Origin of the sequence: uncultured Caldilinea sp. (assembly GCF_937128415.1) — a bacterium.
In the GTDB taxonomy this organism is placed as follows: Bacteria; Chloroflexota; Anaerolineae; order Caldilineales; family Caldilineaceae; genus Caldilinea.
Map to the genome: position 1 here is coordinate 38,532 of NZ_CAKZMJ010000033.1, position 15,149 is coordinate 53,680.

At 62.0% G+C, this 15,149-nt stretch carries 14 protein-coding genes; 8 read left to right on the forward strand and 6 right to left on the reverse strand.

What is annotated here, in order from left to right:
* Positions 1 to 7 precede the first annotated feature (7 nt).
* A complete protein-coding gene (locus Q0367_RS05345) occupies positions 8 to 1,198 on the reverse strand; it encodes an NEW3 domain-containing protein (RefSeq protein ID WP_298981174.1) in 1,191 nt (396 codons plus the stop codon).
* A gap of 189 nt (positions 1,199 to 1,387) precedes the next feature.
* On the opposite strand from Q0367_RS05345, the gene Q0367_RS05350 reads away from it, so the two are divergent.
* Together Q0367_RS05350 and Q0367_RS05355 are read left to right on the forward strand one after the other, a co-directional pair.
* Positions 1,388 to 2,245: an RsmD family RNA methyltransferase gene (locus tag Q0367_RS05350; protein ID WP_297632464.1), complete on the forward strand. Its 858-nt coding sequence runs from the start codon at positions 1,388 to 1,390 to the stop codon at positions 2,243 to 2,245.
* Between the two features lie 130 nt (positions 2,246 to 2,375).
* A complete protein-coding gene (locus tag Q0367_RS05355) occupies positions 2,376 to 2,741 on the forward strand; it encodes an EamA family transporter (protein WP_297632466.1) in 366 nt (121 codons plus the stop codon).
* Positions 2,742 to 2,775: 34 nt separating this feature from the next.
* On the opposite strand, the gene Q0367_RS05360 is transcribed toward Q0367_RS05355, so the two are convergent.
* A complete protein-coding gene (locus tag Q0367_RS05360; protein WP_298981175.1) occupies positions 2,776 to 2,976 on the reverse strand; it encodes a hypothetical protein in 201 nt (66 codons plus the stop codon).
* A gap of 140 nt (positions 2,977 to 3,116) precedes the next feature.
* Positions 3,117 to 4,937, reverse strand: a complete 1,821-nt coding sequence (gene ftsH, locus Q0367_RS05365) for an ATP-dependent zinc metalloprotease FtsH (RefSeq protein ID WP_297632469.1) — start codon at positions 4,935 to 4,937, stop codon at positions 3,117 to 3,119.
* Positions 4,938 to 5,110: 173 nt separating this feature from the next.
* Between ftsH and rlmN the strand changes: the two genes are divergently transcribed.
* On the forward strand, positions 5,111 to 6,238 hold the full coding sequence (rlmN, locus tag Q0367_RS05370; protein WP_297632472.1) for a 23S rRNA (adenine(2503)-C(2))-methyltransferase RlmN: 1,128 nt from the start codon (positions 5,111 to 5,113) through the stop codon (positions 6,236 to 6,238).
* A gap of 96 nt (positions 6,239 to 6,334) precedes the next feature.
* Here the strand turns inward: rlmN and rpmB are convergent, their stop codons facing one another.
* The gene (gene rpmB, locus Q0367_RS21040) at positions 6,335 to 6,607 is read right to left on the reverse strand and encodes a 50S ribosomal protein L28 (RefSeq protein ID WP_363325837.1); all 273 of its coding nucleotides are present in this window, start codon (positions 6,605 to 6,607) and stop codon (positions 6,335 to 6,337) included.
* A gap of 210 nt (positions 6,608 to 6,817) precedes the next feature.
* Between rpmB and Q0367_RS05375 the strand changes: the two genes are divergently transcribed.
* The 5 genes from Q0367_RS05375 to Q0367_RS05395 all read left to right on the forward strand — a co-directional run bounded on the left by Q0367_RS05375 (position 6,818) and on the right by Q0367_RS05395 (position 13,242).
* Positions 6,818 to 8,587 (forward strand): DAK2 domain-containing protein, encoded by a 1,770-nt coding sequence (locus tag Q0367_RS05375; protein ID WP_297632475.1) that lies wholly within the window; start codon positions 6,818 to 6,820, stop codon positions 8,585 to 8,587.
* Positions 8,588 to 8,607: 20 nt separating this feature from the next.
* Positions 8,608 to 9,465, forward strand: a complete 858-nt coding sequence (locus Q0367_RS05380; RefSeq protein ID WP_297632478.1) for a DegV family protein — start codon at positions 8,608 to 8,610, stop codon at positions 9,463 to 9,465.
* Between the two features lie 39 nt (positions 9,466 to 9,504).
* Positions 9,505 to 12,120: an ATP-dependent DNA helicase RecG gene (gene recG / locus Q0367_RS05385; RefSeq protein WP_297632481.1), complete on the forward strand. Its 2,616-nt coding sequence runs from the start codon at positions 9,505 to 9,507 to the stop codon at positions 12,118 to 12,120.
* A 61-nt stretch (positions 12,121 to 12,181) separates the two neighbouring features.
* Complete coding sequence (locus Q0367_RS05390) at positions 12,182 to 12,649, forward strand: hypothetical protein (protein ID WP_297632484.1); 468 nt, start codon at positions 12,182 to 12,184, stop codon at positions 12,647 to 12,649.
* A 5-nt stretch (positions 12,650 to 12,654) separates the two neighbouring features.
* On the forward strand, positions 12,655 to 13,242 hold the full coding sequence (locus tag Q0367_RS05395; protein WP_297632487.1) for a DUF1643 domain-containing protein: 588 nt from the start codon (positions 12,655 to 12,657) through the stop codon (positions 13,240 to 13,242).
* A 290-nt stretch (positions 13,243 to 13,532) separates the two neighbouring features.
* On the opposite strand, the gene Q0367_RS05400 is transcribed toward Q0367_RS05395, so the two are convergent.
* A complete protein-coding gene (locus Q0367_RS05400) occupies positions 13,533 to 14,696 on the reverse strand; it encodes an iron-containing alcohol dehydrogenase (RefSeq protein WP_297632490.1) in 1,164 nt (387 codons plus the stop codon).
* Between the two features lie 45 nt (positions 14,697 to 14,741).
* Positions 14,742 to 15,131, reverse strand: coding sequence for an SCP2 sterol-binding domain-containing protein (locus Q0367_RS05405; protein WP_297632498.1), 390 nt, complete (start codon positions 15,129 to 15,131; stop codon positions 14,742 to 14,744).
* Positions 15,132 to 15,149 lie beyond the last annotated feature (18 nt).

A 15,149-nucleotide genomic window follows, 5' to 3' on the forward strand; every position in this document is an offset into this window, starting at 1 on the left:
TTCTGTATCACCGTCGGCCAAAGCGTCCGACCGCCAGCGCCACGACGCCCACCGCCACTGCGATCAACGCCACGCCGGCCACACCCCACAAAGTGGATGTCGTCACCGTCACACGGAAGTCGATGCTCTTCGAGGAAACCTCATCGCCGCGCACCGTAAAGGTGACGACGTAGTCGCCGTTGATCGCCTTCTCCGCCGGCTGCACCTGGGCGGTCACCTCGACGGTTTGACCTGGCTCGATGGCGGCGATCTCCTTAGGCTCCAGCGTCACGTTCCAGCCGCTCGGCGCCGAAGAAGAAAGCGTGACATTGCGCGCCGGCGCGGAACCGGTGTTGCTCACCACCAGCTTGAAGGTGGTCGTGCGGCCTGCGTTCGCCTCGCCAGACAGGCGCCCATCCGGGGTCGTCAGCGACAATTCGGGCTGACCCACCACCTCCGCGGTCAAATTCAATGAGGCTGAAACGTCGTTCCCCTGAGCACTGACAACAATCGGATATTGGCTCGCCGGAATGTTATTCAGCGCCCTCGCTTCCACCGTAATGCGTTTGGACTCGCCGCCGTTCAGCGGAACCGACGTGACATCTTGAGAGTTGTACGTGAACGTCACCAGGAAGAAAGGAGGAGCGTCCGCCGTCAGATTGACGTTCATTTCATCGGCGCCTTCATTTTTGACCGTCACATTGAAGCGGAAGGTGGTCGTGGCCTTCCCGCGCAGCACAGGCAGATCCGTAGTGAGCGAAAGTGCAGGCGGCGCTTTCTCCTGCACGGTCAACTGAATCGGCAGACGGCTGACCTGGCCCGTGGAGCCTGTCGCGACGACCGTAAAATTGTGCGTGGTTCCCGGCTCCACCCCCGCCGGCTCCAGCCGCAAGTCCACAGAAGCGTCATTTTTACCGTCAACAAAGACGGAGCTCACCGTGCGGCCGCCGCCGCGGAAGGAGAGGTTCCAGCCGGTCGGCGCATCTTCAACCGACAACTGCACGACCTGCGGCTCGCCGGCGCGCACCTTCAGCGCCAACGTCACCGTCTCATCCATGCCCACGACCTGAGAGGGATATGAGGTGAAGACCGTCAACGGCTGCGGCGTAGGTGTAGGCGTTGGCTCCGCCTGCGCTGTCTCCTGTGCGTACGCCCCCAGAGGCGTGAACAGCAACGCTGCCAGGACCAACAGTGCAAGTGACCATTGAAGCTTGCGCATATGCGTCTCTTACCTCCTTGTTGCTCCAAGTAAATGATGGTTTTTGGATTGATTATGATAAAGAATTCTTGACTTCACAAAAAAATGCTCGCCCATCGCAGGCAAGCACTTCTTGTGAAATCCATTACAATATATTTGAATCGGCTGCTTTAGGCAAAAATGAAGTGAAGATTAAGGGATAATTAGGAAATGAGCGCCTGCACCGCCTTCATCACGCTTTCGCAATCCGCCGCCCGTGCGTTGCTTGCCGCGCGCACGGACGGGAGTTCATGCGTTGCGGTGTCCACCGATCTGAACCGGACGCGCAGCGAAGTTGAACTTTGCGCGGAAGGCGTTCGCTTTCACAATGGGCTTTTGCTTGAGTGGGCGCAGATTGAGAGGATCGCCGAGGACGACGCAGGCTGCTATCGCTGCAGCGCAGAGGGCGTCGAGAAGATTCAACGTTTTTCCGAGGCGACGCAGCGCGTCTATACGCTCTATCCCACCGCAGGCGCGCCTACGCTGTTGATCTCCGGCGTCCCCATGCATCGCATCAAAGGCGTCGACCCTCGCCAGGACACCTTGAACAAGTTGCGGGCGTTGGGGCGCATTCACGGGCGGGTGCTCGACACCTGCACCGGTCTGGGCTACACTGCGCTGGAGGCTGCGCGTGATGCAGAGCATGTCATCACCATCGAGCTAGACCCCGCAGTGCATGAGATCATCCGACAAAACCCCTGGTCGTGCATGCTCTTCGAGACGCCGAACATCACCGCCTTGATCGGGGACAGTGCAGAGCTGATCGAAACGTTCGCAGAGGAAAGCTTCGACTTCATCCTGCACGACCCGCCGATGTTCACGCTGGCGGGCGAGCTCTATTCGCTCGCCTTTTACCGACAGCTGCATCGCGTGCTGCGCCGGGGCGGTCGTCTTTTTCACTATATCGGCAACCCGGAGAGCAAGTCCGGCGCCACGGTCACACGCGGGGCGGCGCGCCGCCTGACGGAGGCGGGCTTTCGCCGGGTGCAGCCCCGCCCACAGGCTTTTGGCCTGATTGCCTTCAAATAAACCCGCACCGATCCCGCCTCAACTTTCTCGAAAGGTCAGATCGTGAGTAGAATGCCCTGAAGCGCAGCCCGTTGAGTGGGTCGCTCGCCGAGGAGGCGCGTTGCAGATAGGTCGAACGTGGAGTCAATGAATGAAACAATTGATTTTGCTTTTGGCGACGGTCTCGCTGAACGTCTTCGGACAATTGATGATGAAGCGGGGCATGAGCAGCGTCGGCGCCATCAGCGGCGATCTGAGCCTGCTGGCGGAAAGCCTGTTGCGCGCGCTCATGAACCCGTATGTGCTGGCGGGCGTCGCCTCGTATGGGTTCAGCACGGTTTTCTGGCTGGTGCTGTTGAGCCGGGTCGAGCTGAGCTACGCCTACCCTGCGCTCAGCATGGGGTACGTCTTGATTACCCTGGTCAGCGCGCTCATCCTCGGCGAGCAGGTCAGCGCCATGCGCTGGGCGGGCGTCTTCATCATCGTCACCGGCGTGATCTTAGTGACGCGCGGGTGAGCAATGACACACAGCGCCGCGACTTTTCCGACGGTCACTCTTGCGTCGGGGGCGAGCGACGCTGTCCAGCAGCATCGCTCGCGGCGATTTTGCCGACGTGCGCAGCGATCCACTTCGGTTGATAGCGCTGCATTAGGAGCTTGTGGTTCGCCGAGACCGTGCGGCGGGGAGCCGCACCTACGGTGAAATCCGACGCATCTGCGTAGGCGCAGGGCGTAGCTGCGCTTCCTCGCATCCTCCAGGCCCTGCGTTCCACCGAGAACGTGCGGCTGGGAGCCGCACTTACCGTCACCGTCGATTATTTGCTCAATCCACTCTCGCGATGGCCGGGTTTTATTGCGCAACCTCAACCTGTTTTTTTGAGCGGAACGGGCGCTATGCAGCCGCGATCACCTCTCTGAATTCCTCTGCGCTGAGCGTCTCTCGCTCCAGCAGCGCGTTGGCGACTTTGTGCAAGAGGTCGAGATTTTCCGAGAGGAGTTTGCGCACGCGTGCATACGCAGCCCTGACCAGCTCCTGCACTTCAGCGTCGATCGCTTCGGCCACCTCTTCACTGTAATCGCGCTGCTCCGCTAGATCGCGGCCCAAAAAGACCAGCTCCTCCTGCTGTCCGAACTGGAGCGGTCCCATCTTTTCGCTCATGCCGTATTTGGTGATCATGGCGCGCGCCATCTGCGTGAGCTGCTGAATGTCCATCGCCGCGCCGTTGGAGACGTCGCCGAAGACCAGCTCCTCGGCCACGCGACCGCCCAGCGCCACGGCAATATTGTCAAGGAAATACGAGCGCTTCGCCAGCATGCGATCCTTTTCCGCCACCCGCCAGACATAGCCGCCCGCGCCTCCGCGCGGAACGATCGTCACCTTGTGCAGCGGATCGGAATATTTGCAAAAGTGGGAGACGAGCGCATGGCCGGCCTCGTGGTAGGCGATCACCTTCTTCTCCTGCGGAGTCATGAGACGGCTGCGCCGCTCCGGCCCGCCCATGCCCACGCGTTCGACCGCCTCCTGCAATTCGGCCATGCCGATGGCGCGTTTGTTGCGCCGCGCCGCCAGGATCGCCGCCTCGTTGACCACATTTTCAAGGTCGGCGCCGACAAAGCCGGGCGTCTGTCGCGCGATCAGATCGAGATCGACGTTAGGGTCGATCGGCTTGCCCCGCACATGCACGTCTAGAATGGCGCGCCGACCGTTCACGTCCGGCCGATCCATCGTCACCCGACGGTCGAAGCGGCCGGGACGCAACAACGCCGGGTCAAGAATGTCCGGTCGATTGGTGGCTGCAATGAGGATCACATTGGTGTCGGTGCCAAAGCCGTCCATCTCCACCAGAATTTGGTTGAGCGTCTGCTCGCGCTCGTCGTGCGAGCCGCCCAGGCCGGTGCCGCGATAGCGCCCCACTGCGTCGATTTCGTCGATGAAAATAATGCAGGGGCTGTTGCGCTTGGCCTGCTCAAAGAGATCGCGCACGCGACTGGCGCCGACGCCGACGAACATCTCCACAAATTCAGAACCGGAGATGCTGAAAAACGGCACGCCCGCTTCGCCGGAGACCGCCTTCGCCATCAGCGTCTTGCCGGTGCCCGGCGGGCCGACCAACAGGACGCCTTTCGGAATGCGCGCACCGAGCGCCGCAAACTTTTGCGGCTCTTTGAGGAACTCCACCACCTCTTTCAACTCTTCTTTGGCTTCGTCGGCGCCCGCCACGTCGTCAAACTTCACGGTGGGCTTATCGCCGGTGAAGACGCGCGCGCGGCTTTTGCCGAACGATAACGCTTGATTGTTGCTGCCCTGCGTCTGGCGAAAGAGGATGAAGAACAAACCGCCGATGAAAAGCAGCGGCAGCAAGTTGATCATCAGCGAAATCCAGCTGCCGGCGTTGCCGGGCGCTTCGTACTTGATGTTGACCGTCGCCAGCTGCGCCGGCTTGACGCCGAGGCCGGTCAACGTCTGAGTGAGCGGCACGCTGCGCTCGCGCCGCGAAATGACGGGCGCACTGCTTCCCGCCAGCGTGACGCGCAGCTCGTCATCGCGCACGACGATGGTGTCGACCTCCCCCGCCTTGATCTTGTTGGCCAGCTGCGTCAGGCTAATCTGCTGCGGCGCCTCTGCAGGTCGATAGACGTTGATGAAAAGCGTCGCCGCTGCAACGATGATCAGCAGGTAGACGAACGCATTTCGGCTCCAGTTTGCACTCATTCACGCCTCCTACAAGCTTTCATGTCGTTATTGTAACAGACGCACTGCTGCAGCGCCAGTGATCCGCGATACGGTTGCGTCAAATTGAAAATGTAGCCTAAACCATTGCCCGACGCCCCTGATTCAGGGTATAATTTCTCACGATGAACGCCGATATTGCATTGATGATTCCAATGGAAACCTCTGCGCGTCGTTCGCTCCTGGAGATGGACCTGGCCCAACTGGGCGATTTTATGCAGGAGTTGAAGGAGCCGCGTTTTCGCGCCCGCCAGATTTGGGAGTGGATTTACAAGCGCTATGTCGCCGACTTTGACGCCATGACCAATCTTCCCAAGGCGTTGCGCGCAAAGCTGGCCGAAATCGCCACGGTGAGTCCTTTGCAACCTATCGCACAGGTCGTCTCAAAGGATCGCGACACGCTGAAAACGCTCTTTCAACTGCCGGATGGTCAGACCATCGAAGCGGTGCTGATGCTTTACGATCAACGGCGCACGCTCTGCATCTCCAGCCAGGTGGGCTGCGCCATGGGCTGCGTCTTTTGCGCCACTGCGCAGGGCGGCCTGGCGCGCAATCTGACCGCCGGCGAGATTGTGGCGCAGGTGCTCTATTTCGCCCGCTATCTCGCCGACCCGTCGCTGCCCCCCGACACGGACGTGGAGCGACCAACCCACGTCACCAACATCGTGCTGATGGGCATGGGCGAGCCGCTGCACAATTACAACAACGTGTGGAGTGCGTTGCGTCGGCTGACCGACCCTAAAGCCTTTGGCCTGGGCGCGCGTCACATCACCCTCAGCACTGTGGGATTGGTTCCGATGATCGACCGCATGGCCGACGAAGGGCTGCAGATCGGTTTGGCCGTCAGCCTGCATGCGCCCAATGACGAACTGCGCACGCAACTGACGCCGATCAATAAGGCGTATTCCGTGGACGAATTGCTGGCCGCCGTGCGCCGCTACGTGGCCAAAACCAACCGTCGCGTGACCTTTGAATACGCGCTCATGGCCGGCGTCAACGATTCGCCGGAGCTGGCGCAAGAGATGGCGCACAAGTTGCAAGGCATCCTCTGCCATGTCAATCTGATTCCACTCAATCCGATTCCGGACAGCCCCTTCCAGCCCACAAGCGACGAGGAGACGGAGCGCTTCGCCCAAATCTTGCGCGACGCCGGCATCCCAACCACGGTTCGGCTGCGCCGCGGCATCGAGATCAACGCCGGATGCGGTCAGCTGCGACGGGCGATGACGGCTTCTGGGAATGGGCGACGAGGGCAAAAAGCGCGGTCAATGGGGAGCGATTGAGATTCAACCCCAAAACAGAATGCAATCGCACGCGATCAAAATAAAAAGCCCAGGCGCATGACGCCTGGGCAAATGGCAAAAACACGCAAGACAGCTTCACGCCTTTGTGAGGCTCTTGATGCAGGACGCACAGAGTTTCTTGGAAACAGCTCTGCCGTTCTCAAACACGGTGACTTTCTGAACGTTGATCTGCCAGTTGCGGCGCGTCGCCTTGCGGGACCACGGGCGGTTGTTGCCAAACTGAGTCCCTTTTCCACATCGTTGACACTTGGCCATTGTCGCTATCCTCCAAGCATTCAAGAAACCCTGGCCAACATTCTCGTCGTGGTCCCAGGGCGTGATTTCTGCACAACATTTCAAATGTAGCATGGCGGCTCTGTTCTGTCAAAAAGGACGAACGCTGATTGACTTTCAGTCTGCCTTCCATGAAAATTTGAATCCTTTGCACGATTGTGGTGTTTATACAAAGTAGAAAATCGCAACCATCGACAAAAGCGAAAAAAAATTAAAGAGCAACGCAAAAGAATCGAGACGACAAAAAAAAGGAATTGAAAAAGAATTGTCATGGAGAAATCGCCGATGAAACTGCTCGACGAAGAGCGCAAATACGCAGAAACAACTGAAATCGAACCGGTCGAGCGCCCCATGGAGTTAGAGGACGTCCAACCGGACGCACAACCGCTGACGACGCTGAACGCGCGCGACTTCCAGTCGCTCTTTCAGGCCGCCTATGAATGGCTGGCCCATAATTATGAACAGGTCAACCGCATGAACGTCTTCCCTGTGCCCGACGGCGACACAGGCACCAACATGCTGTTGACCATCAAATCGGCCTGGATGAACATTTCCGCCCGCAGCCATGAGACGGTCAGCGCCGTCGCTGCGGCAGCGGCCGAAGGCGCGCACCATGGTTCGCGCGGCAATTCCGGCGTCATTCTGGGCCAGATTTTGCACGGCTTCAGCCAGGCGCTGCGCGAGAAGGCGACGCTCAACGTGCAAGACATGGCGGAGGCGCTGCGCGCCGCAACGGAGGCCGCCTACGCCGCCGTGCCCGCTCCGGTCGAAGGCACCATCCTCACCGTCTCCCGCGAGATCAGCATGGCCGCAGAAGCGGCGGCGCAACGGACGCGCGATCTGCGCGAGCTCCTGGCCCACATCGTCGAGGCCGCCGATGAGGCTGTGCGCCGAACCCCCGAGCTGTTGCCCGTGCTCAAACAGGCGGGCGTCGTCGATTCTGGCGGCAAAGGGCTTTTCTTCGTCTTTGAGGGCATGCACCGGGCGCTCACCGGCCAACCGGTGAAGATGGGCGACGCGCCCGAAGCTAGCGCAGCCGTGGAAGCGCGCTTCGAGCAGCGCGAGCGCAAGGGTCACCGTCCCCTGCCGCCGCGACGCTGGGGCTTTGACGTGCAGTTTCTGATCGAACAGCCCAACAAGCCGGTCGCCGAGATCGCCAGCGACATCGCCGCCATGGGCGAGTGCCCGCTCGTCGAAGGCGACGAACATCTGGTCAAAGTGCACGTCCACGTCTTCGACCCCGGCGTTCCCCTTTCCTATGGCGTGGCCACCGGCTTCATCACCGACGTCGTCGTCGAAAACATGGACGACATGGCCGCCGCCATGCAAAGCGAAATTGCGCAGGCGCCGCCTTCCTCCGACGAAGCGCCGCTGGACGAGGAGACGATCGGCGTGGTGGCGGTGGCGCCCGGGTCGGGCTTTGCGGAGATCTTTCGGCAGCTCGGCGCCCAGGGCGTGGTGGCGGGCGGTCAAAGCATGAATCCCAGCGTGGCCGAGATCGTCGAAGCCGTGAATCAATTGCCAATGCGGCGCGTCATCGTGCTGCCCAACAACAGCAACATCCTGATGGCTGCACAACAGGCGGCCAAGGCGGCGGCGAAGGGCGAGCGCAGCCGCCAGATCACAGTTCTCCCCACGCGCACGGCGCCGCAAGGCGTGGCCGCCCTCACCGCCTATGCGCCCTCTATCACGGACATCGACGAGCTGACGGCGCAGATGAACGCACAGGTTGAAGCCGTGCACACCGGTGAAATCACCCAGGCGGTGCGCAGCGCCACCGTGGATGGCATCGAAGTGAAGCAGGGGGACGTCATCGGCCTGCATGATGGCCGATTGGTGAGCCGCGGCGCCAGCGTCACCGAAGTGGCGCTTGACCTCCTACACAAGATGAACGCAAGCGACGCCGCACTGATCACCATCTATTATGGCGACTTTGTCGCCGAAGCGGCGGCGCAAGATTTTGCCGAAATAGTGCGCCGAGAGTATCCTGAACAGGATATTGAGCTGGCTTATGGAGGTCAGCCTCATTACCATTATATCCTGTCCATTGAATAAACGAACGTTTTGGCGCACTTATGAGCAAAGTACGAATTGTTACGGACAGCAACGCCTTTTTGCCCGCAGACGTCATTCAGAAATACAAAATCGCCGTCGTTCCGCATCGACTTAAGATAGGCGGCTCTTTTTTTGAAGAGGACGCCGACTTCAACGTCGAAGAGCTTTTTGAGCATGTGCATCAGGCCCAACGCGTGAGCGCTTCACGGCTGCCCGAGGTGCAAGCGCCCGACGTCAATACATTTCTCGACATCTTCCATGCCAGCGGCGAAGGCGAACAGATCGTCTGCATCCACATGAGCAAAGAGCTCAGCCCCATGTGGGCGACGGCGCGCAGGGCCGCAGAAATGCTGCGCGGGCGCTACACCATCCGCGTGATCGACAGCCAAAGCGTCTCCTTTGGTTTAGGCCTGCTCGTGCAAAAAGCGGCGGAGGCCGCCGAAGCCGGCGCCTCCGTCAACGAGATCGCCCGCGTCGTCAACGGACTGATTCCTCATCTCTACTTCGCCTGCTTCAGCGAAAGCCTGCCCTACCTGGAGCGCAGCGCCTCGCTCAGCGCCTCTCAGAGCCTGCTTGGCTCCATGCTCGGCATCAAGGCGATGTTGATGATGGAGGACGGCAAGTTGATGACCCAGGAGAAAGTGCAGACGCGCGACGAGGTGGTGGAAAAGCTGGCGGAATTCGTCATCGAATTCGCCTCCGTAGAGGAGATGGGCGTCTTTGAGCATGGCTACAACGCCCAACGCGATGCCCTGATCGAGCGACTACGCGAAACGCTGCCCAGGACGCCGATCCACAAAGTTCCCTACCCCCCTAGCCTGGCCGCCTACCTCGGCCCCAACACCATCGGGGTGCTCGTCTATGAAGGGATGTATTGAAAGAGGATGCACTGAGAAGGGGCGCACTGAGGGGACGTTGTGAACGGAGCTTCATCAGTTCTCACGCGCATCGAGCGCGTGCTCACTCTCGAAGAAAAACAGGGCTGGCGCAACCGCGGGGTGATCGGCGGGTTGCAGGCCATGGCGGAGCGATGGGCCAACGACGCCCGAAGCGAAGGACTGGACGAGCGCCAGATCACAGCCATCGTCGAGCTGATGCGCGCCTACGGCGTCGCCGAACCGATCGATCGCCCCGACATCGCCAAAGCCCTCCGCCGCGCCGCCGCGCCGGACTTTATCGCAACCATCGAAAGCGCAACCATTGAAGACGTCGGCGAGCTGATCGATGAAGAGGAGGATCTTCCCCCGCTGGAAATCCCTGCGGGGGAAAGCGAAGAGATCATCGTTGTCGAAGAGCCGCTGGATGAAAACGCAGGGCTGCTTGCAGAGCCGGCGCTCTCCGCTCAAACCGACGTCGAAGCGCCGGAGTCCGAACCGGCCAGCGCGCCGGAACTCCCAAAAATTCCTCCGCCTGAACCGACGCACAAAGCCCAGGCGCGCGTGGCTCGTCAACAGCCCAAGCCGCCGCGCGACCCCGCCGACCTGGAAAAGCGCGTCACCATCCTGCCAGGCGTTGGCGAATCCACCGCCGAGCAGCTGGCGCGCCTGGGCGTCGTCAAAGTCATCGACCTGCTCTGGCATCTGCCGCATCGCTACGATGACTACAGCCAGATGCGCACCATCGCCCAGCTGCGCCCCGGCGAACAGGCGACGATCATCGCCAATCTGTGGGACGTGCGCGAGCGCAAGGTCGGCATCAACCGCACCGTCGTGCAGGCCATCCTCGGCGATTCGACGGGCACGTTGCACGCCACGTGGTGGAACAAATGGGTGATCAAACAGTTGAAGCCCGGTTCGACGCTGCGCTTCAGCGGCAAAGTCGGTCTCTACATGGGACAGAAGACGTTGGACAACCCCGTCTTCGAGGACATTGACGAAGAACGCGTCGCCACGGGTCGCCTTTCGCCGGTCTATCGCCTGACCGAAGGTCTCACCAACAATCGCCTGCGCGGCCTGATTTACGAAGCGCTCGAGAACTACGTGCACTTCGTGCCCGATCCACTTCCCGAGTCGATCCGCGAGACCTATGGCCTGCTCGACCTGCCGACCGCGCTGACGCAGATCCACTTTCCAGACAGCCGCGAACAACTGGAGGCTGCGCGGCGACGGCTGGCCTTCGAGGAACTGTTCTATATCCAGCTCGGCGTGCAACAGCGTCGCGCATTGCTGCAACAGGCGACGGCGGAGCCTCTGCCGCTCGGCGACGAAGCGCTTGCACAGTTCCTCGAGACGTTGCCGTTCGCTCCGACGGGTGCACAACGTCGCGTCCTGGAAGAGATTCGCAACGACCTGGCCCGCAAGGTTCCGATGACGCGCCTTGTGCAGGGAGACGTCGGCAGCGGCAAGACCATCGTCGCCGCCGCCGCCATGTGGGCCGCAGTCGTGCATGGCGCGCAGGCCGCCCTGCTGGCGCCCACGCAGATCCTCGCCGAACAACATCATCGCGGAATCAGCGGGCTTCTCGGTCAGCTGCGACGCCCGGACGGCGAGCCGATTCGGGTGGCGCTGCTCACCGGTCGCGTTGTGGGCCAGGCGCGCGAGGAGACGCTGGCCGGCCTGGCGAGCGGCGCCATCGACGTCGTGATGGGCACCACTGCGCTCATCCAGGAAGGCGTGGAGTTCAGCCGACTGGCGCTGGTCGTTGTCGACGAGCAACACCGCTTCGGCGTCGAACAACGCGGCGCGCTGCGCAGCAAAAGCGACGTCCAGCCTCACCTGCTTGTCATGAGCGCCACGCCCATCCCGCGCAGCCTGGCGCTGACCATCTACGGTGATCTGGACGTCAGCCGCATCGATGAGCTGCCGCCCGGCCGCACGCCAGTCAAGACGAAACGCTTCACGCCGGCCGAGCGCGAACGGCTCTACAGCTTCATCCGCCGTGAGGTGGAGGCGGGCCGGCAGGCCTATATCGTCTATCCCCTGGTCGACGAAAGCGATAAGCTTGACGTCGGCGCAGCGGTGGAGGAACATAAACGGCTGCAAAGCGAGGTCTTTCCAGACCTCAACGTTGGCCTGCTGCATGGCCGGCTGAGCGGCGCAGAAAAAGACCAGGTGATGCGAGACTTCGCCGAAGGACGCTATCAGGTGCTCGTCAGCACGACGGTCATCGAAGTGGGCATCGACGTGCCCAACGCCTCCGTGATCCTGATCGAGGACGCCGACCGCTTTGGCCTGGCGCAGCTCCATCAACTGCGCGGTCGCGTCGGCCGCGGAGAGCACGCCAGCTACTGCGCGCTGATCTCCCGCGCCCAATCGCCGGAGGCGCGCGCCCGCCTGGACATCCTGGCGGAGACCAACGATGGCTTTGTGTTGGCGGAAAAAGACCTAGAGCTGCGCGGCCCCGGCGAATTTTTCGGCACGCGGCAGAGCGGCCTGCCCGAGCTGCGCATCGCCCACCTCACCGACAGCGAGACCATCCTGCTGGCGCGTGAGGCGGCGCAGAAGCTCTTCGCAGAAGATCCGACCCTGGAGCGCCACCCGGCGCTGCGCGCCCAGGTCGAGCGCTTCTGGCGCGGCCACGGCGACGTGAGCTAAAAATACAGTCAACTGAAACCACAAATCCACGAAAATTTTAGCCTGAGCAAAGGAGTGATCGATGGAAGAACAAAAACGCCCTCTGATTGCCGTACTTGGGCCGATCCTCGGCGTCCTCCTCTTCGCCTACGCCTTCTGGGCCGCTGCGAATTATCTGCAGGCAGGCCAACAGGCGCTGAAAGAGGCGGCCGCCGCTGCAGCCGCTGAAGCTCCGGCGCAAGAAACGGTCAACGCCGGGGAGACGGCGCCGGCGGAGTCCGCCCAAAACGCTGCAGAAACGCCTCAGGCCCCCGCAGAGTCGACCGACGTCGCAGCCGAAAACGCCACTGCAACCGGGTCGGCGACCGGAGAGGCAACGGCAACCGAAACGCCCGCCACCGAGGCAGCAGGGCAACAGGAGGGGGCGGGGACCTCGCCGGCCGCAGAGACCAATGCCGTCGCCCCAAGCGAAGGCGAGGCGACGGATGTTGCGATCGACGCGACGCCGGTGATCACGCCCACCGAAACGATCACGCCGACGACCAACTAAACGAAATGGCTGCGCGTCGCGCCTTTTCAGAAAACCTCGACCCACCCAGGACAGACGCCCGCCGCGTGCTGACGTGTCAACCGGCTGCGCCGGTTGTCCATCGTTACCTCTTGCATGTGGCGCTGGGCGAGCTCAACCGCCCGGCTCGCACGCTCACGGTGATTCAGAAAAACCCTTCCCTCGCCGACGCCGAACGCCGCGATCCGACCGTTGGCAAGGTCGAGGCGTGGGCGCGCCGCAACGCCTTTGATCAGGTGATTTACGTCAACTTATTTGCGTTGCGCAGCCCTTACCCGGCGAGGATCAATCAGGTTGAACCTTGCGAAGCGGTCGGCGTTGGCAACGACGCTGCCATCCTGCACGCGTGCGGCCAGGCCGAAGTCATCGTGGCGGCGTGGGGCGATCCTAACGGCATTGAGCCTGCACGGTATCGCCAGCGCATCGAAGAGGTGCTGACGCTGATAAGGCTGGGAGGTTATTCACTCCATCGGGTGGGAGCGCTGACAAAAGCAGGATATCCTCGCCACGGCCTCCACTGGAACGGCGATGCAGCGCTGTCGCTGTGGAAGCAGAAAATCGCCGCAGCGCAGTAGGCCCTCACCCCCCACCCCCTCTCCCAAGGCTGGGAGAGGGGGCAGGATTCACCGTAGCTGCGGCTCGCAGCCGCAGGCCCTCGACAGACCCAGAAGCCGGGGGGAAGGCCCTCACCCCCTGCCCCCTCTCCCAAGGCTGGGAGAGGGGGCAGGATTCACCGTAGCTGCGGCTCGCAGCCGCAGACCCTCGACAGACCCAGAAGCCGGGGGAATGCCCTCACCCCCCACCCCCTCTCCCAAGGCTGGGAGAGGGTGGAGAAGGGAGCGCCGTCGCTGCGGCTCGTCACGTCCTAAAAATCGATCGGGCGCCCCTCGTACACATACTCAAACATCTGCGCCAGCTCTTCGGAATCGGGAATGCGCGGGGCGGTGAAGAACTGCGTGTCCTGCTCGGCGTATTCGACCAGTTTGGGAAGCATCTCCCGAAACGCGGCGCGATCGATCCCGAACTCCGCAATGCACATCGGCTGACCGACCGCCTGCTCCAGCTCGCGCACGCGCGCCGCCAGGACGCGCGCCGCTTCTTCCTCGTCGCGGCTGTCGGTGAGGCCGGCGAAGCGGGCGATGTCACCGTAGCGACCCAGGCCGCCGTTGGTGGTGTAGTCGATCGTATAGGGAAGGAAGAGCGCCACTGCGCGGCCGTGCGGCTGCTTGAAGAGTGCGCCGAAGCTGTGCCCCATGGCGTGCCCCAATCCCAGGTTGGCGTTGCCGAAGCCCAGCCCCGCGATCGTGGCGGCGTTCGCCATGTGTTCGCGCGCCTCCATGTCGTCGCCATCGCGCACCGCCCGCTCCAGATACGTGAGCACAAGCTGCGCCGCCTTGAGGCAGAGGCCGTCGGTGAAATCGTTGCGCCATACGGTCACGTAGCCTTCAATGGCGTGCGTCAGCGCGTCGAGACCGGTGTCGGCGGTGATGCGCGGAGGAAGCCCCTGCGTCAGCGACGGATCGACGATCGCCAGCGTCGGCACCAGCTCGCGGCTGCCGGTGCTGAACTTACGCCGCTCCTCGGTGTCGGTCAACACCAGCGCCCAGGTCGCCTCGCTGCCGGTGCCGGCGGTGGTGGGGATCGCAATCAACTTCGCCTTGTGCAATCCCAGGGTGATCATCGGGTTGATCTCGGTCGGCTCCAGGTCAGGTCGCTCATACATGGCCCAGATCGCCTTGGAGGCGTCCATCGGGCTGCCGCCGCCCAGACCGACGATCCAGTCCGGCTGAAAGTCGGCGGCCACCTGCGCCCCCCGTTGGGTCGTCTGCAGGCTAGGCTCCGGCTCCACCTCGTCGAAGACGCGCGTCTGCATGCCTGCCTTGTGCAGCGCCTCCTCGACGCGCGCCACAATGCCGAGGCGGGTGAGCGTGGCGTCGGTCACGATCAACGCCCGCTCACCGGTCAACTGCTCCAGATGGCTGAGCGCCTCCTCGCCGAAAACCACAAAGGGAGAGGAAAAATACCACATAGTCTTTTCCTGATTTCCGGGAATGTGATTGCCCCACGAAATACGCTACTCGAACGTGGTCGGGACGCGCGTGGCGCAACGCACCAGCTCCTGCGCAGCCTTGACGTTCTTCATGATCTTGACCAGGTTCCCATCCAGCTTGAGCTGCCGCGTCACCATGCCCTGCACCGGATCGAGTTTGCCGGCGAGCACCTTCTTCCACTTTTCGAGGTCTCCGGTGATCTTGAACTCCGGATTCTTGCTGTGTGGGTCGGTCAAATATTCGGCGGCGCGACACTTGCCATGCCACAGGTCAAGATAAATGCCCGGACCGCCGTCGATGATCAGCGTGATGTCGCCTTCCCAGGTTTTGGCGGCATTGGCGTAGGCGTCGCTGCTGTTGATCTGCTCCTCGAACGCTTTCACCCATTCTGGGCTGGGGAACTTGTAGCTCATCGATTGATCCTCCATGTC